This window comes from Nonomuraea sp. NPDC050404 (genome assembly GCF_040655495.1).
In the GTDB taxonomy this organism is placed as follows: domain Bacteria; phylum Actinomycetota; class Actinomycetes; order Streptosporangiales; family Streptosporangiaceae; genus Nonomuraea.
The window spans coordinates 89,025-112,752 of the sequence record NZ_JBFAKB010000032.1; the positions used below are offsets into that span (position 1 = coordinate 89,025).

Annotated in this window: 24 protein-coding genes; 8 read left to right on the forward strand and 16 right to left on the reverse strand. The window is 72.3% G+C overall.

The genetic code is table 11. The features are described from left to right. Window positions 1-82 precede the first annotated feature (82 nt). From AB0I81_RS52790 to AB0I81_RS52810, 5 genes are all read right to left on the reverse strand, one after another. Window positions 83-1,243, reverse strand: coding sequence for an MFS transporter (locus AB0I81_RS52790; protein ID WP_360675589.1), 1,161 nt, complete (start codon window positions 1,241-1,243; stop codon window positions 83-85). Then, the gene (locus tag AB0I81_RS52795; protein ID WP_360675592.1) at window positions 1,240-1,806 is read right to left on the reverse strand and encodes a Chromate resistance protein ChrB; all 567 of its coding nucleotides are present in this window, start codon (window positions 1,804-1,806) and stop codon (window positions 1,240-1,242) included. The genes AB0I81_RS52790 and AB0I81_RS52795 overlap by 4 nt, the downstream gene beginning before the upstream one ends. A 132-nt stretch (window positions 1,807-1,938) precedes the next feature. Further along, entirely contained in the window at window positions 1,939-3,252 is a 1,314-nt protein-coding gene (gene lysA, locus AB0I81_RS52800) for a diaminopimelate decarboxylase (RefSeq protein WP_360675595.1), read from the reverse strand. Further along, the gene (locus AB0I81_RS52805) at window positions 3,249-3,509 is read right to left on the reverse strand and encodes an SAV_915 family protein (protein WP_360675598.1); all 261 of its coding nucleotides are present in this window, start codon (window positions 3,507-3,509) and stop codon (window positions 3,249-3,251) included. The genes lysA and AB0I81_RS52805 overlap by 4 nt, the downstream gene beginning before the upstream one ends. 145 nt (window positions 3,510-3,654) lie before the next feature. Further along, a complete protein-coding gene (locus tag AB0I81_RS52810) occupies window positions 3,655-4,368 on the reverse strand; it encodes a TetR/AcrR family transcriptional regulator (protein ID WP_360675601.1) in 714 nt (237 codons plus the stop codon). A 91-nt stretch (window positions 4,369-4,459) separates the two neighbouring features. Between AB0I81_RS52810 and AB0I81_RS52815 the strand changes: the two genes are divergently transcribed. The 3 genes from AB0I81_RS52815 to AB0I81_RS52825 are packed head-to-tail and all read left to right on the forward strand — an operon-like array spanning window position 4,460 to window position 7,365. After that, window positions 4,460-5,404 carry an ATP-binding cassette domain-containing protein gene (locus AB0I81_RS52815; protein ID WP_360675604.1) on the forward strand — a complete coding sequence of 315 codons (945 nt, stop codon included), beginning with the start codon at window positions 4,460-4,462 and terminating at the stop codon, window positions 5,402-5,404. Next, window positions 5,401-6,219, forward strand: coding sequence for an ABC transporter permease (locus AB0I81_RS52820; protein WP_360675607.1), 819 nt, complete (start codon window positions 5,401-5,403; stop codon window positions 6,217-6,219). The genes AB0I81_RS52815 and AB0I81_RS52820 overlap by 4 nt, the downstream gene beginning before the upstream one ends. 18 nt (window positions 6,220-6,237) lie before the next feature. Further along, window positions 6,238-7,365 (forward strand): serine hydrolase domain-containing protein, encoded by a 1,128-nt coding sequence (locus AB0I81_RS52825; RefSeq protein WP_360675610.1) that lies wholly within the window; start codon window positions 6,238-6,240, stop codon window positions 7,363-7,365. A gap of 25 nt (window positions 7,366-7,390) precedes the next feature. Here AB0I81_RS52825 and AB0I81_RS52830 read toward each other — a convergent pair whose 3' ends face one another. The 8 genes from AB0I81_RS52830 to AB0I81_RS52865 form a co-directional block, all read right to left on the reverse strand. Continuing rightward, on the reverse strand, window positions 7,391-9,583 hold the full coding sequence (locus tag AB0I81_RS52830; protein ID WP_360675613.1) for a beta-ketoacyl synthase N-terminal-like domain-containing protein: 2,193 nt from the start codon (window positions 9,581-9,583) through the stop codon (window positions 7,391-7,393). Further along, window positions 9,580-9,828, reverse strand: a complete 249-nt coding sequence (locus AB0I81_RS52835) for a phosphopantetheine-binding protein (protein ID WP_360675616.1) — start codon at window positions 9,826-9,828, stop codon at window positions 9,580-9,582. Before AB0I81_RS52835 ends, AB0I81_RS52830 begins: the two co-directional genes overlap by 4 nt. Then, window positions 9,828-10,478, reverse strand: a complete 651-nt coding sequence (locus tag AB0I81_RS52840; RefSeq protein WP_360675618.1) for a hypothetical protein — start codon at window positions 10,476-10,478, stop codon at window positions 9,828-9,830. Before AB0I81_RS52840 ends, AB0I81_RS52835 begins: the two co-directional genes overlap by 1 nt. Further along, a complete protein-coding gene (locus tag AB0I81_RS52845; protein ID WP_360675621.1) occupies window positions 10,475-11,494 on the reverse strand; it encodes a hypothetical protein in 1,020 nt (339 codons plus the stop codon). The genes AB0I81_RS52840 and AB0I81_RS52845 overlap by 4 nt, the downstream gene beginning before the upstream one ends. Before the next feature lie 109 nt (window positions 11,495-11,603). Continuing rightward, a complete protein-coding gene (locus AB0I81_RS52850; protein WP_360675624.1) occupies window positions 11,604-12,422 on the reverse strand; it encodes an ABC transporter permease in 819 nt (272 codons plus the stop codon). Window position 12,423: 1 nt separating this feature from the next. Further along, window positions 12,424-13,215 (reverse strand): ABC transporter permease, encoded by a 792-nt coding sequence (locus tag AB0I81_RS52855; protein ID WP_360675627.1) that lies wholly within the window; start codon window positions 13,213-13,215, stop codon window positions 12,424-12,426. Continuing rightward, on the reverse strand, window positions 13,212-13,499 hold the full coding sequence (locus AB0I81_RS52860; RefSeq protein WP_360675630.1) for a PqqD family protein: 288 nt from the start codon (window positions 13,497-13,499) through the stop codon (window positions 13,212-13,214). The genes AB0I81_RS52855 and AB0I81_RS52860 overlap by 4 nt, the downstream gene beginning before the upstream one ends. Next, entirely contained in the window at window positions 13,500-14,276 is a 777-nt protein-coding gene (locus AB0I81_RS52865; RefSeq protein ID WP_360675633.1) for a hypothetical protein, read from the reverse strand. It abuts the gene before it with no gap. A 297-nt stretch (window positions 14,277-14,573) separates the two neighbouring features. Between AB0I81_RS52865 and asnB the strand changes: the two genes are divergently transcribed. Beyond that, window positions 14,574-16,715 carry an asparagine synthase (glutamine-hydrolyzing) gene (gene asnB / locus AB0I81_RS52870; protein ID WP_360675636.1) on the forward strand — a complete coding sequence of 714 codons (2,142 nt, stop codon included), beginning with the start codon at window positions 14,574-14,576 and terminating at the stop codon, window positions 16,713-16,715. Here the strand turns inward: asnB and AB0I81_RS52875 are convergent. Continuing rightward, window positions 16,699-17,166: a hypothetical protein gene (locus tag AB0I81_RS52875; protein ID WP_360675639.1), complete on the reverse strand. Its 468-nt coding sequence runs from the start codon at window positions 17,164-17,166 to the stop codon at window positions 16,699-16,701. The two genes, asnB and AB0I81_RS52875, sit on opposite strands and share 17 nt — an antisense overlap. A 117-nt stretch (window positions 17,167-17,283) precedes the next feature. Between AB0I81_RS52875 and AB0I81_RS52880 the strand changes: the two genes are divergently transcribed. From AB0I81_RS52880 to AB0I81_RS52895, 4 genes are read left to right on the forward strand one after another with little or no spacing between them, the layout of a single operon-like run. Further along, window positions 17,284-17,625, forward strand: a complete 342-nt coding sequence (locus AB0I81_RS52880; RefSeq protein ID WP_360675641.1) for a cupin domain-containing protein — start codon at window positions 17,284-17,286, stop codon at window positions 17,623-17,625. Then, window positions 17,622-18,947 carry a class I tRNA ligase family protein gene (locus tag AB0I81_RS52885; RefSeq protein ID WP_360675643.1) on the forward strand — a complete coding sequence of 442 codons (1,326 nt, stop codon included), beginning with the start codon at window positions 17,622-17,624 and terminating at the stop codon, window positions 18,945-18,947. Before AB0I81_RS52880 ends, AB0I81_RS52885 begins: the two co-directional genes overlap by 4 nt. After that, entirely contained in the window at window positions 18,944-20,296 is a 1,353-nt protein-coding gene (locus tag AB0I81_RS52890; RefSeq protein ID WP_360675646.1) for an FAD-binding oxidoreductase, read from the forward strand. The genes AB0I81_RS52885 and AB0I81_RS52890 overlap by 4 nt, the downstream gene beginning before the upstream one ends. Next, window positions 20,293-21,546 carry a SidA/IucD/PvdA family monooxygenase gene (locus AB0I81_RS52895; RefSeq protein WP_360675648.1) on the forward strand — a complete coding sequence of 418 codons (1,254 nt, stop codon included), beginning with the start codon at window positions 20,293-20,295 and terminating at the stop codon, window positions 21,544-21,546. The genes AB0I81_RS52890 and AB0I81_RS52895 overlap by 4 nt, the downstream gene beginning before the upstream one ends. Here the strand turns inward: AB0I81_RS52895 and AB0I81_RS52900 are convergent. Both AB0I81_RS52900 and AB0I81_RS52905 read right to left on the reverse strand, forming a co-directional pair. After that, on the reverse strand, window positions 21,527-22,663 hold the full coding sequence (locus tag AB0I81_RS52900) for a GNAT family N-acetyltransferase (RefSeq protein ID WP_360675650.1): 1,137 nt from the start codon (window positions 22,661-22,663) through the stop codon (window positions 21,527-21,529). The genes AB0I81_RS52895 and AB0I81_RS52900 overlap by 20 nt on opposite strands. Window positions 22,664-22,668: 5 nt before the next feature. Then, the gene (locus AB0I81_RS52905; protein WP_360675652.1) at window positions 22,669-23,667 is read right to left on the reverse strand and encodes an ABC transporter ATP-binding protein; all 999 of its coding nucleotides are present in this window, start codon (window positions 23,665-23,667) and stop codon (window positions 22,669-22,671) included. Between the last annotated feature and the right edge of the window lie 61 nt (window positions 23,668-23,728).

Sequence of the window (23,728 nt, forward strand, 5' to 3'; positions counted from 1 at the left end):
AATGGATACGACGCGGAAGGTCCCGCCGAGGTTGACCGGACGAACCGGGGCGGGCGCGGGACTTCTGTCGATTGTTGAAGCGTCAGGATCGTGCTCGCCGGCGGCTCAGAGAAAAGGTCAGGGCGGCGCCGATGGCCAGGGGTACGGCCAGGGCGGCGAAGCCGTAGGTGAGGGTGGTGACGGTGGCGACCGCGGCGACCAGGAGGGGGCCGCCGGCGTCGCCGAGTTCGCGGCCGAGTTCGGCGGAGCCCATGGTCTGGCCGAGGCGTTCCGATGGTGTGGTGGCCGCCAGGGTGGCGAAGCCGAGCGGGGTGATCAGGCCGGTTCCGGCGCCGATGAGGACGGCGGCGGTGAGGAGGCCGGGGAGGCCGGGGAGCATCGCGGCGCCCAGACCGGCGGCCGTGAGGAGGAGGCCGGTGGACATGCCGGCGCGAGGGGTGAGGCGGCCGGCGTCCATGGCCCGTCCGGTGGCGGGCTGGACGAGGGCGGCGGTCGCGGCGAGGACGGAGACGGCGGCGCCGGTGGCCACGGGGCCGAGCCCGGCGGTCGCGCCGGAGACGGGCAGGAAGCCGACGCCGACCGACAGTGCCGCGGTGGCGGCGGCGAGGCAGGCGGTGGGGATGAGGAAGGCGCGGGTGCTCAGCCGCCGGACCAGGTCCAGGACGGTCTGACGGCCGCGTGGCAGCGGTGGCACGGCGGGCACGGCCACCGCGGCCCAGACGGCGACGGCCACGCCGAGCACCGCCATCACCGCGAAGAGCAGGCGCAGCCCGCCGCCCCAGACCAGTACGCCGCCGAGCAGCGGGCCGAGGGTGTAGCCGAGGGATTTGTAGAAGCCGTAGCCGCCGAAGGCCCGGCCGTGCCTGGCGGCCGGGTTGAGCCGGGCGACCAGCGCGGAGGCGGAAGGGGAGAAGGCGGAGGCGGCCGCGCCCTGGCCGAGGCGGGCGGCCCACAACCAGCCGGGGCTGTCGGCGAGGACGTACAGCGCCGAGGCGGCGGCGAAGGCGGCCAGCCCGCCGAGCAGGACGGGCCGGGCGCCGATGCGGTCGGCGAGCGTGCCGAAGAGCGGCTTGAGCAGCACCTCGGCGCCGTCGTAGAGGGCGAGCAGCCCGCCGAGCACGAGCAGCGAGGTGACGGCGTCGTCGGAGAAGCCGCCGAGGTTGGCGGCGATGCCGTGCGCGCCGAAGGCGGTGGTGAACCCGGCGGCGTACAGGGGCCACATCGCCCGCCGAGGCCCGTTCATGCCCCTTCTTCCTGGTTGCGGTGGAGGGCGGCGAAGACGCGTTCGGCGTAGTCCTCGCACACGGCCGCGCACCGTTTGAGCCGCTCGGCCGCCTCGGGGGCCTGCGGCGCCCCGAAGACGTCCCTGGCCGTCAGGTCGCGGTGCCAGCGGCGCAGGCGCTCCAGGCTCTGCTCCTCTTCCTCCAGTTCGGCCAGGGTGAACTTGGCGATCCGGATCTCCTTGGCGATCTCCTCCTCGAACTTGCCGCAGTCCGCGAGGAACTCGATCCAATCCTCCGAGCGCGCGGCGGTGAACATCGCCTCGAAGCCGGCCTCGTCCTCGGGGGTACGTCCGGACGCCTGGAGCGTCACCGCCTGACCCTGGGCCCGCTCGGTCAGCCGCACCGAGCGGGCCACCCCATCGGCGAAGACCGGCACGTCCGGCACCGCCCAGATCCCCTGGCCCAGCGGGAGCGCGCCGACCTTGCGCAGTTCCCGCCAGACCGCCACCCGGTGGCGCGACGGTTCGGCGGGCAGCTTGATCACCAGGATCAGCCACCGTATCCCTGCTCCGTTGTTCGTCACACCGCAGAATGTAACATGCGTTACATTCGGCTGGTTCAAGGGTCGGGCGTTGGACTGCGGCTGGTCACGTCAGGGTGATGAGGGCGACGACGGCGTACAGGATGAGCAGTGCGATGAGCTCCCGGCGCCGTTTCACAGTCCCACGTCCCTGCGCATGAGGTCGTCGAACTCTTCGCGGCGTACCAGCGGGCGGGCCGTCCCGTCGGTGACCGCGATGACCGGCGGGCGGCCGGTCTGGTTGTAGGTGGAGGCCATGGAGTGGTGGTAGGCGCCGGTGGCCGGGACCGCGACGATGTCTCCCGCCCGGATGTCGGCGGGCAGCGGCGCGTCCTCGCTGATCACGTCGCCCGCCTCGCAGTGGTGGCCGACCAGGGTGACGGGACGGATGGGCGCGTGGGAGTCGCGGCCGATCAGGCGGGCGGTGTAGCGGGCGCCGTACAGGGAGGGGCGGGGGTTGTCGCTCATCCCGCCGTCCACGGCCACGAAGGTCCTGGCCAGGGTACGTTTGACCGCGATGACCCGGTACAGGGTGAGACCGGCGGGCCCGGTGATCGATCGACCGGGTTCGACGATCAGGCGGGGGACGGGCAGGCGCAGGGCCGCGCAGCGTTCCTCGACCGCCTTGACCACGGTGCGGGCGTAGTCGGCGGGCGCGAGGTCGTGCTCGCCCGGCAGGTAGGCGATGCCCTGACCGCCGCCCAGATCCAGCTCCGGCGGCACGATGCCGTGGGTGTCGCGGATGCCGGCGAGCTGCTCGGCCATGAGGCGGGCCGCCTCCTCGTACGGCGTCGCGGTACCGATCTGGGACCCGAGGTGGCAGTGCAGTCCGGCCAGCCGCAGTTCGGGCTGGCGCAGCACCCTGGCCACGGCCGCGGCGGCGTCCCCGGAGGCGATGGACAGTCCGAACTTCTGTCCCTCACCCCCGGTGCGGATCTTCGGGTGCGCGCCGGCCTCGATGTCGGGAACGAGGCGCAGCAGCACCGGCTGCCGCCCGCCCGCGGGCACGAGACCGGCGATCCGGTGGATCTCGGCGAGGTTGTCGACGACGATGCGCCCGACGCCGTAATCCACGGCCTCGCGCAGTTCCCGCGGGGTCTTGGCGTTGCCGTGGAAGACGATGCGGTCGGCCGGGAAGCCGACGGATCGGGCGATGGCCAGTTCGCCGCCGGAGCAGACGTCCAGGCCGAGTCCTTCGTCGCGGATCCAGTCGGCCACGGCCCGGCACAGGAAGGCCTTGGCGGCGTACACGATGTGGGCGTGGGGGAGCGCGGCGCGGTAGGCGCGGCAGCGCCGGCGCACGTCGGTCTCGTCCACGACGTAGGCGGGGGTGCCGTACCTCTCGGCGAGGTCGATGAGCGGCACTCCGCCGACCCGGGCCACCGGCCGCAGGTGGGTGGTGGCCGGCCAGGGCGGACCGGCCGGGTCCTGCCGGAGGGGGTGCGTCATGACGCCTGCCGGTACGGCGCGTTCATCGTGCCGGCGGGGTCGGTGACGATGCCGATGATGTCCAGCTCGGCGGTCATGGCGCGGAGGGCGGGGGCGGTGAGCAGCACCCATGGTTGCTGCGGCCCGAGCACCCTGGCCAGTTTGAGCGGTGAGGTGAAGGCGACCGCGGTGCGCTTGCCCGAGACCGTGCGGAACAGCCTCAGGGTCAAGGCGCACGGGCCCGTCTTGACCGGGACGCACAAACGGGGCTCTGACATCTGCTTTCCTCCTGGAAAAGGCGTACAAGGCAGACGCTAGAGCCGTTTTGGGAGCCTATGGTCGTTTGCTACGCAATCTGGACGCGGGGGCCGAAAATACTGACGGGAAATTGACGAGGCCCTCAGAGGGGCCTCGGAGAGGGCTTCAGGGGAGGGCTGAGGCGATGAAGTCGAGGACGCGCTGGAGCCCCTGCCGGAACTGCTCGTCGCGGCTCAGGTGCGGCTGGCGCGCCTCCATCACGATCTTGGTGAAGATCGGGTAGTCCCCGCTCTTCACCAGCTGGTCGATGTACGGGTAACTGCGCGCCATCCACTCCGACTCGGTGAGCCCGCTGCGGCGGAACTCCTCGGCCGAGCTGATCTCCTCGCGGACCGCGCCCTCGACGTAGCCGTTCAGCACCGCCATGAGGCCGAGGTTCTCGTCGATGGAGACGAAGGGGTCGAGCACTCCCATCAGCCGCTCGATCAGGAGCAACTGGTTGGGACCGAAGCTGGGGAGTGAGCGCTGCACGCCGGCGATCCACGGGTGCCTCAGCCACATGGCCCGCAGCCCGTCGGCGTGGCGGGTCAGGTCGGCGCGCCAGTCGCCCGAGGGCATGCCGGTGACGTCGAGCTCGCCCTGCAGCCGGTCGGCCATGAGCTCGACCAGGTTGTCGCGGCTCGGGACGTACCGGTAGAGGGACATCGCGCCCGCGCCGATCTCGGCGGCGATCCGCCGCATGGTGGCGGCCTCCAGCCCTTCGGCGTCGGCGATCCGGATCGCGGCCTCGGTGATCTGCGCGCGGCTGTAGGCCGGCTTCGGCCCGCGGGCCGGGCGTTCGGGTCGCAGCCAGATGTTGACGTACTCGGCGTCGGCCACCGTGTCCTCCCTTCCCAGTTGCGTACATGGTACCCAGTAATTTAGGGTGGCCGCTCGTGAAACCGCGTACAACGTACCCAGTGGAGGGGTCATGCCTGAACCGATAGTGGTCGCCGAGGGGCTGCACAAGTCCTTCGGCGGCACCCAGGCCCTGCGGGGCCTCGACCTGAGCGTCCCGAGGGGCACGGTCTGCGGCGTGCTGGGGCCCAACGGCGCGGGCAAGACGACCGCCGTACGCATCCTGGCGACTCTGTCCGAGCCCGATGCCGGGCACGCCCGCATCGCCGGACACGACGTCGTCCGCGAGGCCGGCCGGGTGCGCGCGAGCATCGGGCTGGCCGGCCAGTACGCCGCCGTGGACGAGAAGCTCACCGGCCGCGGCAACCTGCGCATGTTCGGCCGGCTCTACCACCTGCCACGACGCCAGGCGCACCGGCGGGCCGACGAACTGCTGGAGCGCTTCGGCCTGACGGACGCCGCCGACCGGCCGGTGCTCGGCTACTCCGGCGGCATGCGCCGCCGGCTCGACCTGATCACCTGCCTCATCCTGCGCCCCCAGGTGCTCTTCCTGGACGAGCCCACCACCGGCCTGGACCCGCGCAGCCGCGGCGAGATCTGGGACAACATCCGCGAACTGGTGGCCGACGGCACCACCGTGCTGCTCACCACGCAGTACCTGGACGAGGCCGACCGGCTGGCCGACGACATCGCCGTGATCGACCACGGGCGGGTGATCGCCACCGGCACGCCGGACGAGCTGAAGGCCACCATCGGCGACCGCCTCGACGTCACCCTCGAAGACCCCGCCGCCCGGCCCGCGGCGGTGACCGTGCTGAACACCCTCACCGGCACCGATCCCACGACGACGGGCGACGACCGGCTCAGCGCCGCCCTGCCCGGCGGCCGCCTCCGGCTCGCCGACGTCGTACGCGAACTCGACCGGGCCGGAGTCGCCGCCGCCGACGTGAGCCTGCGCCGACCCACCCTCGACGAGGTGTTCCTGCGCCTCACCGACCGCCCGGAGAGTGTGCGATGACCGTACTCACCCCACCACTGGACCGCCTGCGCTGGACGCTCACCGACGGGCTGACCCTGGTCGGCCGCGAACTGGGCCGGCTGCGGCAGGAGCCGGGGCAGATCGTCGTCGCGCTGCTCTTCCCGGCCATCATGGTGGTGCTGTTCGGGTACGTCTTCGGCAGCGCGATCCAGGTGCCGGGCGGCGGCGACTACCGCGAATACCTCATGCCCGGCCTGTTCGCGATGGTGACCTTCTCCGCGGTGACGGGGGTCATGACGCGGATGGCCGCCGACGCCTCCGGCGGTGTGATGGACCGGTTCCGCTCCATGCCGATGGCGCGCCTGGCGGTGCCGTTCGGGCACACCGGCGCCGACCTGCTGACCGGCCTGCTGATGCTGGCCATCATGGTGGGCACGGGCCTGCTGGTGGGCTGGCGGCCGCACCTCGGCCTGATCCCCATGTCCCAGGCGTTCCTGCTGATGATCGTGCTGCGGTACGCGCTGAGCTGGGCGGGCGTCTACGTGGGCCTGGCGGTGAAGAACGACCGGATCGCCGACGCGCTGGTGCCGCTGGGCCTGCCGTTCACGATGTTGTCGAACGCGTTCGTCCCGACCGACGGCATGCCGGCCTGGCTGCGCTTCGTGTCCGACTGGAACCCGGTCAGCGCGCTCACCGCCGCCTCGCGGCAGCTGTTCGGCAACGCGGGAGCCCCGTCCGGCGACGTGATCTGGCCACTTGCCCACCCGGTGGCCACCGTCCTGCTCTGGTCGGCCGCGCTGCTGGTGATCTTCGTCCCGCTGTCGCTGCGCGCGTACGTGCGCAGAGGCCGCTGAAACCTGAAAGGCATCGAAATGGCGAACAACCTCCACGAAGAAGTGCGGCAGATCCTGGACTCGGCCGTCGCCGAGGACGGCGTTCCCGGCATCGTCGCCGAAGTCCACGACGCCGGCGAAACATGGTTCGGCACCGCGGGAGTCGCCGACCTCGCCACCGGGCGTCGTCGTGCGCCCGGTGAGCACATCCACGTCGGCAGCTCCGGCAAGGCCTTCACCGCCGCCACCGTGCTGGCCCTGGCAGCCGAAGGCAGGCTGAGCCCGGAGGACCCGGTGAGCACGTGGCTGCCCGGTGTCGTGGAGGCCGGCGGCTACGACGGTGGCAAGATCACCATCCGGCAGCTGCTCAACCACACCGGCGGCCTGTTCCTCACCGGCCTCGCACCGGAGCTGCAGCAGAGCATGGTCACCGATCCGGCCCGCGTCTGGACGACCTCCGAACTGCTGAAGCTCGCGGTGTCCCAGCCGCCCGTCGGTGAGCCTGGCGAACGATTCGTCTACGCCAACGGCGGCTACTACCTGGCCGGCGCGATCATCGAGCGGGTCACCGGCAACAGCTACGCCGCCGAGGTCGAACGTACGGTCATCCGGCCGCTCGGCCTGACCCGCACCTACGTACGGCCCGCCGACGCCACCGGCTACCCCCACCCGCATCCCATGGCCTACGTCGCCGGTGCCCTCAAGGACGGCGTCGACCCGGCGACGCTCACCGCGGAGAACTGGGCGTCGATGATCGACCATGACAAGCCGCCCATCGACGTCACCGCGCTCAACACCTCATGGGGGTGGGCGGCCGGCGGCGTCGTCTCCACCACCGGCGACCTGAGCCGCTTCCTCAAGGCGATCGCGACCGGCGACCTGCTGCCACCGGCTCAGCACCGCGAGATGTGGACCATGGTCGCCGGCGACGGCGTCGTCTGGCTGCCGCACGCCCGCTACGGGCTCGGCGTGATCGAGTTCGATCGCGCGGGGATGGCCGGACTGACCGTGCGTGGCGTGAGCGGCACCCTGCCGGGGTCCTTCACCCTCGCGCTGACCACCGGCGACGGCGGGCGACGCGTGGTCATCCACGCCAACACCGAGCCGAAGACCATGGACATCCCGATCAGGATCATCAAGGCGATGTACGGCGTCTCACTCGGCTGACCTGGGCGGCCGGCACGGGTCCCGGTCACGGCAGCGGCGGCTCGTCCGTCAGCACCAGGTATTCGGCGTGGGGCCGGGTGAGAACGATGCGGGAGATGTCCGAGATCTCCCTCTGGAGGCTTCCGTTCGCGGAGCGGGCCAGCGGGCGGTAGTCGACCAGGCGGGTGTGGCCGCGCGGGGCCAGGTCGTCCAGCAGGCGGGCGAGGTCGGACGGGCCGCTGATGCCGATGATGTCACCGGACAGCCAGCCGTACGCCGGCGCGGGGACCAGGACGAGCACGCGGTCGGCCGCGTCCTGCCAGCGCCGGGCCCACGAGGGGTTCGGGACGAGCAGGGCCACGAGCGACAGGTGGCCGGCCGGTTCCGGCTTCGGCGGGTCGCCGGTCAGCCAGTGCCGTTCGCCGCCGAAGGGGTATGTCGGCAGTGATATCCGGCGCCCGGTTCGGCGGTCCGCTCCCGGCCCCGCGTCCGCTCCCGGCCCCGCGTCCGCTCCCGGCCCCGCGTCCGCTCCCGGCCCCGCGTCCGCTCCCGGCCCCGCGTCCGCCCACGGCTCCGCGTCCGGCTGGGGCTCCGCGTGCGGCTGCGGTGGGATGTCGCCGGTGGCCACCTCGGCCAGCTTGGCTCGCAGGTCGTCCAGGTCGCGGGCGGGCAGGAGCACCTGGACGGGAAGCCTCTCGCGGCCCTCGCGCAGGGTGTGGGCCACGTCGGCGAGGTCGGGGGAGTGCCGGGCCAGGTGGCGGGCCAGCGAGCCCGCGACCGCACGCAACCGCTCCGGGGTCCGCGCCGACAAAACGACGATCTCGTTGCGAGCGCCATCCGGCCGGTCTCCGGGTTCCGGGCCGCTGCCGCGTTCCCGGGCGGTCCCGGGCTCTCGTGGCGGGACGGGTGGTGGCGACGCAGGGGCAGCCGCGTTCGCGCCTGCGGGCCGGTCGGCCGTCGTGTACTCCTCGACGACCAGATGGGCGTTCACCCCGCCCGCGCCGAATGTGCTCACCCCCGCCCTCCTCGGCCGGCCCACGGGCGACGGCCAGCCGGTGAGCCGGGTAGGCACGGACAGCGACGTAGCCGCGAGGTTGATGAACGGGTTGGCCGGCTCCGCGTTGAGTGTGGGCGCGACCGCCCGGTGCCGGAGCTGGAGCAGCACCTTGACCAGCCCGGCGGCCCCGGCGGCCGGCTCCAGGTGGCCGATGTTGGGCTTGACGCTGCCGACCATGCAACGCGATCCGTCGTCCCTGGCCAGGACCTTCGCCAGGGCCCGGATCTCCACGGGGTCGCCCATCGGCGTGCCGACGCCGTGCGCCTCCACGTAGTCGATGGTGGCGGGCTCCACCCCGGCCCGCGCCAGCGCCCGCGAGATCAGCCGGACCTGGCCGTCGAAGCTGGGCACGGTCACCGCCGACGTCCGCCCGCCCGAGTTGACCCAGGTCCCGCCGATCAGGCCGTACACGTGATCGGCGTCCCGCTCGGCGGCGGACAGGGGCTTGAGTAGCAGTGCCACGCCGCCCTCGCCCATCACGAACCCGTTGGCGCCCGCGCCGAACGGCCGGCACACGCCGTCCCGGGACAACATGCCCGCCTGGGCGTACTGGACGTGCCTGGCCGGGTGCAGGATGAGGTTGACCCCGCCGGCGATCGCGCCGGCGGCCGCTCCTGACCACAGGGCCTCGCACGCCAGGTGGATCGCCACGCCGGAGCTCGAACAGCCGGTGTCGACCACCATGCTCGGGCCGGTGAAGTCGAACAGGTGCGAGACCAGGTTGGCGATCTGGAAGCTCTCCGCGTACGAGGCGGGACGCGGACCGGCGGTGGCCGGGTCGGCGCTCAGCAGGCCGTAGTCGCCCGCCATGGCGCCGACGTACACGGCCACGTCCTGGCCGAGGCCGGCGCGGGTGTGACCGGCGTCCTCCAGCGCCGCGTGGGCCAGCTCCAGGAACACCCGCTGCTGCGGGTCCATCCGCGCGGCCTCCCGAGCGGAGAGGCCGAAGAAGCCGGCGTCGAAGCGTGCCACGTCGGCCAGCAGCCCCGCCCACTTCGAGTACGTCTGGCCGGGGCGCGGCGCCGGATCGAACCACCGGCCGGAGTCCCACCGCGTGTCCGGCACCCGCGTCACCGCGGTACGGCCGCCGGAGATCAGCTCCCACAACTGGTCGAGATCGTCGGCTCCCGGGAGCCGGACGGCGACGCCGACGATCGCCACCGGCTCGGGCGGCGTCCTCATCGCGACAGAGCCCGCTGTTTGTGCGAGACGAACGCGCACAACGCGTCGATGGTCCGGAAATTCGCGATGTCCAGATCGGCGTCCGTCACCTGGACGGCGAAATCGCGTTCCACCATCGCCACCAGTTGCAGCAGGAAAAGCGAATTGGCGTATCCGGCCGCGAAAATGTCCTCCTCGTCGCGGATCTCGTGACCGGGCAGATATCCGGTGATGAATTCCCTCACCATGATCCGTTCGTCGCCCATCAATGCCCTCCACCTTTCGCCGTCGGCACGGGATCGATCGCGGCCAGACAGTCGCGGGCCAGCTCGGCGGGCTCGCGCAGGCCGTCGAGCCGGACGATCGGGCAGCCGTCCAGCAACTCGGACAGGATGATCTCCTTCACCTGCTCCTGCAGCCGCTCGAAGCCCGGATAGTCGGCCCGCGGGCCGCCTTCGAACCGGCTGCACCTGCCGCCGTTGCGGCGCCAGGCCACCTCCATCGGGACGTCTATCCACACCGCCAGCTCCGGCCGGGGCAGCGTGGCGGCCAGTGACTCCAGCAGCACCGAGGTCGCCGGGTCGAGCACCCGTTCCTTGGCCCGGTAGCGGTAGTCGTAGGAGTCGCAGACCACGAGCCCGCCGGCGCGCAGGGCGGGGGCGAGGTACAGGTCGTGGGAGACGGCGAGGACGTGCGCCAGCAGGGTGGTCCTGGTGTGCGCCGGCAGGTCCCAGATCACCTCGCGGGGGTGCGTGCGTCCGGCCCACGGCACGGTCTCCGCCAGGCCGGGCAGGCCGTAGACCGCCAGCGGGTCGAGCGCGGTGGTGACCAGGCCGGCGCGCAGTGCGGCGAGCTCGCGCAGCAGCGTGCTCTTGCCCGCGCCGTCGGGACCGAGCAGGACCACGAAGCGGCTCATCCCAGCCCGACCGCGCGCATGAAGGAGTCCACCAGGTCGTCGGGGGTGCCGTTGTTGTGCAGCCACGACACCTCGACGTCCTTGAACAACCGGCGGTACCTGTCCCGCTCGCGCTCGCGGTCGGCCTCCGACAGCAGGATGAGCGAGCCGTTGTAGAACTGCTCGGAACGCTGGTAGTACGCCGAGTAGCTGCCCTGCTCCAGTACGGTCATCAGCTGGTCGGCGGAGGGCGGGGGAGCGTCGCGCGCCACGAACACGACATGGGTCAGCCGCGCGGAGTGCGCCAGCCCGTCCCGGCCGTAGACCAGGGCCGGATCGACCAGGACGCGGGTGCCGGGGTCGTCCGGGTCGCCGCTGCCCTCCATCATCGGGGTCGGGGCGTCGAAGCCCGGGTGCACGGCCAGGACGCTGCGCATCTTCATGTGCAGGCGGGACTCTCCCGTGTGCACGACCGTGCCCGTGGCCAGATCCACTGCGCCCCAGTCGTCGTTGACGATGCGCGTCCGGCCGCCGGGCGTGCGGCACAACCGCGACACCAGCGTGGTCTTGCCCGCACCCGAGCTGCCGATGACCAGCACCCCGCGGGTGCCCGCCGGGTGGTCCAGCCGGAAGGCGCAGCCGTGCGCGAACATCGTGTCCTCGCCGCCCACCGCCGAGCACACGCCGCGTACCCCGACCTTGACGATGGAGTAGGAGTCGGTGCGGAACGAGAGCAGGCTGCGCTCGCCGGGGCACCACCAGCGGGTGGTGTCGGCGGGCAGGTCGAGGCCGAAGGCGGCGGGCGGGGCCGTGCAGACGTACAGCCGGCCGGCGGGCGGGGCATCGGAGGGCGCGACCGCCCAGTTGCCGCGCGCCCAGTCGCGAAGCTTCGGGCTGTCGGTGGCGAACCCGATGACGACCGGTCCCGATCCGGTGGCGATGGACAGGTTCGTCCGGTGCAGCCTTTCGTCAGCGATGCCGTCGAAGCCCGTGAGTGGCCGCAGTACGCCGGGCAGGTCGTGTCGTTCGGCGCTCATGTCGTCCTTTCTCAAAGGTTGTTCCACGGTAGGGTCGGCCGGAATTCCGAAACAATGTCCGCGGATTTGGCGGAGCACTACTGCGGCACTTGGAGAATTCCCGGAGTTGTCACGACAGCCGCAGTTCCCCGGTGCGTTGCGCCCGTTTCTCACCGGCCCGCAGGACGATCGCGGCGAGTGCCACGAAAGCGGCCGAGAGCCCGCCCAGCAGCGCGAGTTCGGGCAGCAGGGCGCCGATCGTCGCGCCGTCCAGCGCGCCGCGCATCACGATCAGGCTGCCGGTCAGCGGCAGGACCGTCCCGCAGGCGCGCAGCCAGGAGGGCAGGGCGAACAGCGGCAGCCGTACCCCGGTGGCGAACCACAGCGGCTCCTCGATGAGGTTGAACATCATGGAGGCGTCCCTGGCGAAGATCAGGATGCTGTTGATCAGGGCGCCGAAGGCCGTCGCCGGGATGACGAGCGCGAGCAGCACCACGGCGTACATCAGTGGATGGGTCACGTGGACGGTGCCGGTGGCGGTGATCAGCGCGCTCGCCATGCAGGTGAACAGCCAGGTGTTCTGCACCATCGCGCCGGCGCCGTTGGCCAGGACGAGCACGAGCCGGTTGGCGGGGGTGAGGAAGAGGCCCTCCAGAGTTCCGGTGGCCCGTTCGTAGGAGAACCACCAGCTCGACTCCAGCACCGAGAAGAAGAACGCGTAGGCCAGCGCCCCGGTGGCCAGGAAGGCCAGCAGCCGCTCCGGCTCGGCGGCCAGTGGCCAGCGCTCGGCGATGCCCGGCGTGTCCGTGAGCGGCCGAACCGTGTAGTAGGAGGTGGCGAGCTGCATGAGCGGCCACAGGACCATGGCGAACAGCGTGGTCCTGCTGCCGAAGATCACCCGATGCTGTTTCAGGGCCTCCGCCATGAAGATCTTCAAGGCGTGCCGCACGCTAGTAGCTCCTCTCCATGGCCCTGCGCTGCGCCCGCGGGAGCAGGGCCAGGCCGGCCAGGGCGATGGCCAGGCTCACCGCCAGTGACGACAGGGCCCTGCCGTACGGGAGGGAAGTGCCGTGCATGCCGGCGCGCAGGACGTCCATGGCGGCGGTGAGCGGCAACCACTCGGCCAGCGCGCGCACCGGCCCCGGCAGCAGCCCGACGGGGAAAATGAAGCCCGACAGCGCGCCCAGGGCGTAGATGGTGGTGTTCTGGATCGCGTACAGGTCGCCCGTGACCAGCGTCATGCAGCACATCAGCACGCCCATGCCGAAGACGAACAGGGCCACGAGGACCATGCCCGCCGCCGCGAGCAGCGGGTCGGCGGGGGCGAGCGAGGCGCCGAGCGCCAGGGCCGCCACCACCAGCCCGGTCACCTCGATCAGCGAGAGCAGCGCGGCGAAGGCCGTCAGGCCGGCCAGGTGTGCCAGGCGTCCCCCTGGCGCGATCAGGCGCGCGCCGAGCGCGCCCTCACGCTGCTCCTGCACCGGGGCCCGGCCGATCCACAACAGCAGACGGACCGTGAAGACGTAGGCGGCGGTGCCGACGGCCACGAAGCTCAGGTAGTCCCCGGTGCCCGCGCGGCGGACGAACTCGGCCGAGACCTGGCCGCCGCCGATGGCCCGGTAGGCCAGGTAGGACAGGGCGAGCCCGGCCGCCCCCATGATGAGGATCGGCGCGGAGAGCGTGAGGGGGTAGGCCCGCCGGGTGGACAGCCACGTCCTGCGGAACGCCGCCGTGAACGTCATCCCAGCTCCAGCAGGTCGTACGCGGCCAGTTCGGCGGCCAGTTCCGCGACGTCATGGGCCGCGCTCTCCTCGCCGATGTCGTACTCCCCGGCCATGAGGCGGCCGATCTCGCGCAGGGTCCTGACGCCGTCGATCTGCCGCCAGACGAAGGCGGCGCTCTCCGACAGTTCCAGGGCGTGCTCGTATCCGCCGATGACCGTTGTGCCGCGGTGGTTCCTGATGCGCACGTTCATCGGCCGGCGCGGCACGGCGTCCAGGGGCGCGGCGGAATCCGGATGGGACATTCACACATCCACTTCCATGAAGATCTTCTGGCAGGCCGCGATGACCTGCTCCACCCAGGCCCTCGGGTCGGCGGGGTCGAAGGTCCGCATGGTGGCCAGCGACCAGAACTCCTCGAACGTCATGACCGCCGGATTCGCCTCCTGCCAGCGCCGCGCCCGCCACTTCGGCCACTTGCTGCCGAACTGCCCGTGGCCGGCCAGCAGCGCGTCTACCGCGTGCTCGAAGGCCAGGCGCGCGGTCAGCACCGCGCTGTGCAGGTCGCCGGTGGCGCACTGCCCCGCCGCGTCCTCGGTGTAGCTGTCGGCCATGTCCAGCGCGTACGAGACGAAGACGGAGCGGTGCGCCGACGAGCGCAGGCGCTCCCGCACCTCGTGCAGGCGATCGGCGCCCGCCACGGCCACCGCGTACGGCAGCCGCTCCAGCATCCCGATCTCGGCGGGGCTGAGCGACTTCCACACCGCGTGATCCGCCTCGAAGCTCTTCCAGGAGACCTTCTCCAGCAACTGCTCGATCTGCCCGCCGAGCCAGTATTCGACGTCCCATCGCACGCCGTCCACGAAGGCGCCCTCGTGCCGCAGTGTGCCCGGGTCCAGCGCCACGTGGGAGCTCTCCCCGCCCGTCCAGGGCTCGGCGCTGATCACGTGGAGGTCGAGATCGCTGGTGGGATTGCCCCAGCCGCGCACGACCGAGCCGCTGACGAAAACGCATTCATGGGACGCCGGGAGTAAATCCGCCGTGCGCAGCCCGGCTAATACCTGGGTGTACCGGTGGGACATGCCACGGTCCTCCCTCGATTGTCCAAGGCGCTCAAAGATAGTGCGCCGCCGACCGCCGGAATAAGCGGGAAGTGCCGTAGTCGACGCCATTCGAGGCGCGTGGGTGGGGTCGCGGGATCGGCTCTTGCGATATTGGGGAGCGAGTTGAAAGGAGGTGTGCGAATGAAGAAGTACCGCAAGCCGACGGTCAAGAAGGTCGACCCCGCCACGATCATGGCCACAGTTCGCTGATCCGATCGCGTGACACCATGCCCGAACCTCGGGCGTGGTGTCACTTATGGGAGCTGGAAGGTGTGTATGTGCGGTATCTCAGGGCTGGCCCGCATTGACGGCGGGACGCTTCCACCCGGGTCCGAGCAGGTCCTGCGCCGCATGGCGGACGCGCTGGCGCACCGCGGGCCCGACGACGAGCAGGTCCTGTGCGACGGGGTGTCCGCCCGGGCCGGACTGGCCTTCACCCGGCTCGCGCTGGTCGACCCGGAAGGCGGGCGGCAGCCGTTCGTGACCCGGGACGGGGACGTGACGCTGGTGTGCAACGGCGAGATCTACAACCACCGCGAGCTGGCGGCCTCGCTGCCGGCCGGCGCGTTGCGCAGCCGCTCCGACTGCGAGGTGCTGCTGCCGCTGTACCTGCGCGACGGGCTCGGCTTCCTCGACCGGGTGCGCGGCATGTTCGCCATCGCCATCTACGACGCCCGCAGCGAACAACTCGTGCTGGCCCGCGACAGGCTCGGGCTCAAGCCGCTGTTCTACACCAGGAACGCCGAGGTCATCGCGTTCGCCTCGGAGATCAAGGCGCTGTTCGCCCACCCCGGCTGCCCGCGCCGCCTCGACTGGGACGCCGCGCTGGCCGACCAGTCGCTGACCGCTGCCCCCGTCTTCACCGACGAGCCGCCGACCACCTGGTTCGAGGGCATCGAGCACGTGGAGGCCGCCACCGTCGTACGCATCGACCTGCGCGACGGCGCCACCTCGGCACACCGCTACTGGCGCATGCCCGAGCCCGCCGACGACTTCCCCGAGCACCCCCACCGCATGTACCTGGACCTGCTCGCCTCGTCGGTGTCGGAGTGCCTGACCGCGGACGCCGAGATCGGCCTGCTGCTCAGCGGCGGCGTGGACTCGGCGCTGATCGCCGCGCTGGCGGCCGGCTCCGGCGTGCACACCTTCACCGCGCTGCACGCCAGCACGCTGACCGGCGGCGACGCGACGTACGGCTGCCGCCTGGCCGCCGATCTCGGCCTGCCCAACCACCAGGTGATCGTGGGCAGGACGCCGTCGGCCGAGGAGTGGAAGCGGCTGCTGTGGCTCACCGAGATGCCCCAGTGCGGCCCGGAACAGTTCTTCAAGTACGAGTTGTACCGCTACGCCCACCAGGACAGACCGCTGCTGAAGGGCATGATGCTGGGCGGCGGCTCCGACGAGCTGAGCGGCGGCTACACCGGCCAGCTGGCCATGGGCGGCGGCTGGGAGGACTTCCTGGCCACGGCGCGGAACATGAACCTGCGCCGTTCCCTGGCCGGCCGGCCAGGGCTGGCCGCCTGGTGGGACCACTTCGAACGGCCGCTGCTGCGCGAGGAGACGCTCGGCCCGCCCGCCGATCCCTATGACGCCTTCCTGGCCTGGAAGTGCAGGGAGATGCAGCAGAACAACTTCTGGCACGAGGACCGCACGGCGGCGGGCAACGCCATCGAGGCCCGCGTGCCGTTCCTGGACCATCGCCTGGTCGAGCTCATGGCCGCGGTGCCCCGGCGGCTGCGCCGCGCCCTGCTGTGGGACAAGCGCCTGGTCAGGCACGCCGCGGCGGAGGTGCTGCCGCGCTACGTCACCGAACGCCCCAAGGTGGCCTTCTACGAGGGCGAGGGACGGCACCACGCGCACCGCGCCTTCGTCTCGATGCTCGCCCGTGACGGCGGCGCCCTGCTGGAGGAGGCCCTTTCCGCGCCGGGCGCCTGGCGCGTCGACGCGGGGAACGCCCGCGCCTACCTCGCCGCGCTGCTCGCCAACCCGCGCGCCGGGCACGTGGAACTGCTGCTGCGCGTGGTGAACCTCGGCCTGCTCGAACTGATGGCCACCGACCCGCCCGGCTCGGTCATGGTGGGGGAGGGGGCGCCGCTGCGGGCGGTGCGCACCCGCGCGTGGCAGGACCTGGCGCGCTGCCTGCCCGCCGAGGAGGAGATGCCGGAGGACGCCGTGCCGCTGCTGGCCGACGGCGTCATGCTGGTCGCCGGGGCCGACGGGACGTCGTACGTGGTCATGGACGGCAGCCTCGAATACGAGCTGGAGGACGAGGCATGGGAACGTTTCCTCTACGCGACGGACGGCAGGCTCACCATCGGCGAGCTGGCGGTCGCGGCCGACAGGAAGCCCGCCGAGCTGCGCCCGCTCATCAGCGAGGCCCTCACGCTGGGCGTGCTGACCCTCAGAACGCCCCGTTGACCCCGCTGCCCAGGTACGCCCGCACGTCGGGCGCGTCCGGCCGCAGCACGTGCTCGACCCAGGACCGCCGCTCGTGGCAGACGGCCACCAGCTCCCACACGCAGGCGGTCGCGCACGCGGGCGCGGGCGTCCAGGCGCCGGGCGCGTCCCACCCGGAGATCCACGTCCTGGTGTGCAGGATCAGGCCGTTGCGGCTCCACCATGCCACCAGCGCGTAGCAGCCGTCCTCGTCCTCGTGGACCACGCTGAACGCGCACGACAGGGCTCCGTCGTACGGCTCCGGCAGGCTCAGCCCGGCGGCCGAGTCGCCGGCCAGCACCACGTGGCGGGGCGGCTCGGGGCGGGTGGCGGAGATGCCATAACGCTTCACCCGCCAGCCGCGCACCTCTTTCCAGGGAAAGAAGACCAATTGCCGCGGAGAATAAGTCGCGCCGATCTCGCCGATCGTCATGGCCGGATACTAACCGCCGTTGTAGGAACGGAAAAGCCTGCGGCCGGGGCCATTCAGCCGGGCCGGACATATCGTGACCCTATTCGCGTCGCTTTTCGTTGGTGGTGAGGACAGACCATGCGTAAACTCGATGGTTTCTCCGCGGCATTGGACCGCGAGCACGGCATCCAGATCGGCCGCTGGAGCCAGTATGACGGCCTGCCGGGACTGCCGTTCGGCGCGATGTGGTGCGTGATCCCCCCGGCCTCGGCCAGCGCCGAGGACCGGCACCCGGAGGTGGAGCTCGCCGTGGTGATGAGCGGCTCGGCGGACCTGACCGTCGCCGGGCGCCGCGACACCGGCGGGCCGGGCACGGCGTTCCTGTTCGAGCCGGAGGAGCCGCACGTGATCGTCAACCCCTCCACCGACGAGCCGCTGATGGTGCTGAGCATCTACTGGATGCCGGAGGAGGCCGCGTGAGCCGTCCCGTCCTCATCGTCTCACCCCCGCCCACGCCGAACGGCCCCCTCCACGTCGGCCACCTGTCCGGCCCGTACGTCGCCGCGGACGCGGCGGCCCGCGTGGCCCGCGACCGGGGCGAGGACGTGCTGACCGTGTGCGGCGTCGACGACCACCAGAACTACGTCCCGGCCAAGGCGCGCGGGACGGACGAGCCCGCCGGGGACCTCGCCGTCCGCGAGGGCGCGCGGATCCGCGAGGCGTTCGCCCGGCTGGGCGTCTCCCACGACCTCTTCACCCGTCCGCTCGCCGACGCCGCCTACCGGGACGCCGTCGTGGCGCTCCTGGCGGAGCTGGAGGAGCGGTCGGTGGTCCGCCGCGTGGCCCGCCCGGTGCTCACCTGCTGCGGGCGCATCCTGCACCACGCCTACGTGAGCGGGAAATGCCCCTGGTGCGGCGCCGGCATGGGGGCGGGCACCTGCGAGGAGTGCGGCGGGTACGCCGACCCCGCCGACCTGGCCGCGCCGGTCTGCACGGCCTGTGGCGGCACGCCCGGGAGGAAACGCCAGAGCGTCCTGGTCTTCCCGGTGGAGGAGCACCGCGACGCGCTCGTGCGCACCTGGCTCACGGCCGCGCTCCCGGCCAGGGTACGCGCGCTCATCGCCGCCTACCGGGAGCGCCCGCTGCCCGAACTGCCCGTGGCCTACCCGACCGACTGGGGGGTGAGCACCGGGCGGGGCGACCGCGTGGACGTCTGGTTCGAAATGGGGCTGGCCTATCTGGTCGCCGTCGCCCGGCACCTCGATCCCGCCGGGCGGTGCCTGCGCGACTACGTGGGCGCGTGGCAGGAGGTCGGCGGCCTGTGGCCCTTCCTCGGCGTGGACAACGCCTTCTACTACGCGGTCTTGTTCCCCGCCCTGTTCTCCGCCGCCGGGGTCCCGCCGTCGGCCGGCCTGCGCGGCATGTCCGTCAACGAGTTCTACCTGCTGTCGGGGGAGAAGTTCTCCACCTCGCGCGGGCACGCGGTGTGGGCGCTGGACCTCCTGGACGGCGCCGACCCCGCCGTGGTGCGATGGTTCCTGCTGTGGGACCGGCCCGCGCCGGGCGCGGCCGACTTCACGCCGGAACGCTTCGCCGCCTTCGACCGGCGCTGGAGTCCGCTGCTGAGCCGGGCGGGCTCGGCCGGCGGGCCGCACGCCGAGCTGGAGCGGGCCAGGCACGCCCTGCGCCTGACCGGGTTCGACGCGCCGCTGGCCACGCGCTGCCTCATGTCCGCCGCCGAGGACTCCCATCGCGAGGCGGCCCGGTTGTTGCGGCTCCTGTGCCTGCCCGAGCTGCCATGACCGGCTGCGACGCGATCTGTCCCGGCAGGGTGCTGCGCCCCGCCGACCCCGGGTACGACGCGGCCCGGCAACTGTTCAACGGCATGCACGACCCGCGTCCCGCGCTGATCGCGATGCCCGCGGGCACGGCGGAGCTGTCCCGGCTCGTCGAGTGGGCCGCCGGCTCCGGCCTGCCGACCGCCGTACGCTCCACCGGCCACAACGTCGCCGGCACCGCCTCTGCCCCCGGCGGCCTGGTCATCGACCTGCGCCTGATGAACGGCGTCCGCGTCGATCCCGGCCGCTGCCTGGCCCGCGTGCAGGGCGGCGCCACCTGGGCGGACCTGGACGCCGCGGCGGCGCGGCACGGCCTGGCCGTCACGGGCGGCACCTTCGACACCACCGGCGTGGCCGGGCTGACCCTCGGGGGCGGGGTCGGCCACCTCATGGCACGCTACGGCCTGGCCTGCGACAACGTCGTCTCCTTCGACCTGGTGCCGCCCGCCGGCGGGCGGCTGGCCGTCACCCGCGACAACGATCCCGAGCTGGACTGGGGGATGCGCGGCGCGGGCCACAACTTCGGCGTCGTCGCCGAGTTCACCTTCGGCCTGCATCCGGTCCCGCACGTGTACGGCGGCGTGGTCGCCTACCCCGGGCACGCGATGGCCGAGGCCGTGCGGCTGTTCAGGGACCTGGCCGAGGAGGCGCCCGACGAGCTGGTCCTCATCATGCTCCTGGAGCGCTACGGCCCCCGGCAGGAGGCGGCCGCCGTCATGTCCGTGTGCTACTGCGGCGACCGGGAGCCCTACGTCCGTGAGCTGACCCGCCGCCTGCGCGGGCCGGAGCTGCTGGACTGGCGGATCGAACGGCGCTCGTACGTGTCCATGCAGCAGATCCTGGGCCGGCTGCCGTACGGACTGCGCCACTACTGGAGCCCCAGATGCACGGCGGCGCTGCCGGACGAGCTCATCGACGCGCTGGTGGCACGATTCGAGGCGGGACGCTGGCGTGGCCCGTGGAACGACACGGTCTACATCGAGGAGTTCCACGGCGCGGTGCGCGCGACACCCGGCTCGGCCGTGCCGTTCCGCCGCGCCCGGTTCAACGTGACGGGGATGGCGATCTGGGAGCCGCCCGAGTCCGACGACGAGCAGATCGCCTGGGCGAGGTCGGTGTCGGCCGCGGCGGAGCCCTGGGCGGTGGCGGGCGACGGCTATCCCAACTACCTGTCCGACCGGGCCGCCGCGGCGGGCCCGCGGCGCACGTTCGGCGCGGACGCGCATGACCGGCTGGTGGCGCTCAAGCGCCGCCTCGACCCCGGCAACCTGCTGCGCCACAACTACAACCTCGACCCGGTGGTGCACCAGTGAGCGCCGTCCACCATGCCGTCGCCGTGGGCGCGGGACCCGCCAACCTGAGCCTGGCCGCACTGTACGAGAAGGGCGGCGCGGGACGGTTACCAATCCTGGAACGCTGGCCGGGCCCCGAATGGCACGCGGGGCTGCTGTTCCCCGGCACCCGGCTGCAGACCCCGTGGATCAAGGACCTGGTCTCCCTGGTGGATCCCCGGCACGAGCTGTCCTTCCTCAACTACCTGGTCTCCTCCGGCCGGGTGTTCTCCTTCCTCAACGCCGGATTCGAGGCGATCCCGCGCGTCGAGTACGCGCGTTACCTGGCCTGGGCGGGGGAGCGCCTCGACGTGCGGTACGGCGTGGGCATCGACGGCGTCGGCTTCGACGACGGCTTCGTGCTGCGCACCGGCGAGACGGTCGTGGCCCGCGCTCAGCACGTGATCATCGGGGTCGGCACGCGCCCGGCCCTGCCGCCCTGCCTGGGCGGCGAGCCGCCGCCGGGCGCGCTGCCGGCCGATGAGCTGGCCGGGCGGATGCCAGGGATGGACAGGGAGGAACCGGTCGCCGTGGTCGGATCAGGGCAGACCGGGGCCGAGTGTGTGCTGGCCCTGCTGCACGCCGGTTTCCTGCGGGTGGCCTGGCTGGGACGCCGGCACTGGTTCGCGCCGCTGGACGACTCGCCCACCGCCAACGAGATGTACCGGCCCTCCTACACCGCCTTCTTCTACGGCCTGACCCGCGAGGAACGCGCCCGCCTGCTCCGCCGGCAGACGCTGACCAGCGACGGCATCTCCGAATCCGTGCTCAGGGAGATCTACCAGTTCCAGTACGAGCAGTACCTGCGCACCGGGCGCTCACCGCTGACCATGCTGCCGGGGCGGGAACTGGTCGGGCTCGGCGCGCGGCGGGACCGCCTGACCCTGGACTGCGTGCCGCCCACGGGCGGGCGCGAGCGGCACGAGGCCCGCCACGTCGTGCTCGCCACCGGCCGTGAGCCCGCGCCGCTGGACCTGGCCCCCGAACTGGCCGAGATGATCGAGACGGACGAGAACGGCGATCCGCTGGTCGAGGAGGACTACTCGGTGCGCTGGAAACACGCCGACCGGCACGGGATCTACCTGCAGAACCGCGCCGCCGCCACCCACGGCTACGCCGACCCCAACCTCAGCCTGCTGTCGGTGCGCGCGGCCACGATCGTGAACTCCCTCTTCCAGCGCACCGTGCACCGGATCCTGGATGAGCAGCGGGTCACGTTCTACGGGGACTGAGCTCCTCCTGAGGGCTGTGCCGGCCGAACTCCGCACGCCAGCGCGCCATCCGCTCGCCGTTCCACGCGCTGGCCGCCGCCTCCACCTCGGGCCCGTGCGCCGCCGCGTTGAAGGCGAGCGTCCACAAGGGCCGCAGCCGCGCCAGCCGGAACGCCTTCGCCGGGCTCCCCAGGCCGAAGTCGACCCTGCGCCGGCCGGTCTCGTAGGCGTAGCGGACAGGCAGGTAGAACAGCACGTTGAAGTACTCGCAGGCGTCACGCAGCCGCGGGTAGTCGAAGCCGACCATCCGCAGGTACAGCGTGTCGCCCCGCTCCAGGAACACCGAGCACCCCACCAGCCGCCCCTCGCGCCGGCAGCAGACGACCCTGGCCATGGCGTCCACGTTCTCCGCGTGCCTGCGCAACAGGGCGGTCATCTCCTCGTCGGTGACGGCGTGGCCGTACCTGCGCTCCACGTTCGCGCGCAGCGGCCCCGCCTCGGGCCAGGCGCGCGAGACCGGCTCGATCGAGACCTCGTACCCGGCGGCGTCGAACAGCGCGATCTCCCTGGCGATGCGGCCGCGGCGCGGCCCGAAGGCGGCCAGGTAGTCCTCGAACCCCGTACCGGGCAGGTCGAGCGTGGCGTTCGTCTCGGTCAGCAGCGGCACGGCCGCGCCGGCCGCGTCCATCAGCTCACGGCAGGCCGCCGAGGTCAGGTAGTAGGCGAGGCAGGCGGTGAGGCCGCCGTCCTGCATGATCTGGCCGGCCGCGTCGAGCAGCGAGCGCAGCACGGCGGCACGTTCCCGCCCGCCGAGCGCGGGGTCCAGGACCAGCTCGTGGTGGTAGCCGCGCCGGGGGCCCGCGTGCAGCGCCGCCCCGTCGTGCCAGGGCCCCGGCAGGCCCGCGAACAGGTCGGACGCGCGATACAGCTCACTGCTCTCGTCCGGCACGCAGGCCATCGGGAGGGCGCCGAGCAGCCGGTCGTCGTGGCCCCTCGCCACGGCGTACCACATGTGGCCCGGCTCCTCGAACATGCTCAGCCAGCCATGCGTGTGATAGGCGCTGCAGCCGCGCGCCATCGTGTCCCACGCGCGCGGGTCCAGCGCGTCGAGCGAGGTCACGACCTCGACCCGGGGCACGGCGCTCAGCCTCTCAGCGCGGACGCCGGGGTACGGTCCGCCAGGCGCAGCACCGCGTCCTCCAGCGTCGGCGGGCGCACGTCCACCTCCGTCACCGACACGCCGGCCGAGACCAGCGCGCTCACCAGGGCGCCGGTCAGGTCGTCGGCGTGCTGGAGCACGACCTCCATGCGGCGGCCGTCGTCCAGCTCCGTCACGGTGGGGAAGCCGCCGTGCTCGCCGCCGAAGCGGGCCAGCGCCGTGGCGACGCCGTCGCGCCGCCCCTCGGCCACCACCCGGACGCCGCGCCGGCAGCCCGCCGCCGTCATCAGCTCCGCTGGGCTGCCCTCGGCCAGGTGCCTGCCGTCGCTGATGACGTAGACGTGATCGCAGAGCTGCTCCACCTCGGCCAGGTAGTGCGAGGTGAGCAGGACGCCGCGGCCCTCGGCGGCCAGCCTGCCCACCACCTCGCGCAGATCCCTCGCGATGGGCGCGTCCAGGCCGATCGTGGGCTCGTCGAGCAGCAGGTAGGAGGGGTCGTTGATCAGGCCGCGGGCGATGGACAGCCGCTGCACCATGCCCCGCGAGTACTTCTCCACCACGGTCGCGCCCGCGTCGCCGAGCCCCACGAGCGCGAGCAGCTCGGGGATGCGCCGGCGCAGCACCGCGCCGGGCACGGCGTAGAGCTGACCGAAATACCACAGGTTCTCCCTGCCGGTCAGCCGGGCGTAGACCATGCGCTCGCCGCCCGCGATGAGGTTGATCCGCCTGCGGACCGCCTCCGCCTCGGTGACCACGTTCAGGCCGTCCACGGTGACCGTGCCGGCACTCGGGTGGAGCAGCGTCGCGATGATCTTGATGGTGGTGGTCTTGCCCGCCCCGTTCAGTCCCAGCAGCCCGGTGACGGCTCCGCGCGGGATCCGCAGGCTGAGCCCGTCGAGGGCGAGCTTGGATTCGGTACGACGGAACGGCCCGCGACGGCCGGGGAAGGTCTTGCGCAGACCGGTGACCTCGATCCCGCTCACGTGCGGACCCTTGCGCGGACCGGTGTTTCCGATCCCGCTCACGTGCCGACCGGTGCCCTCG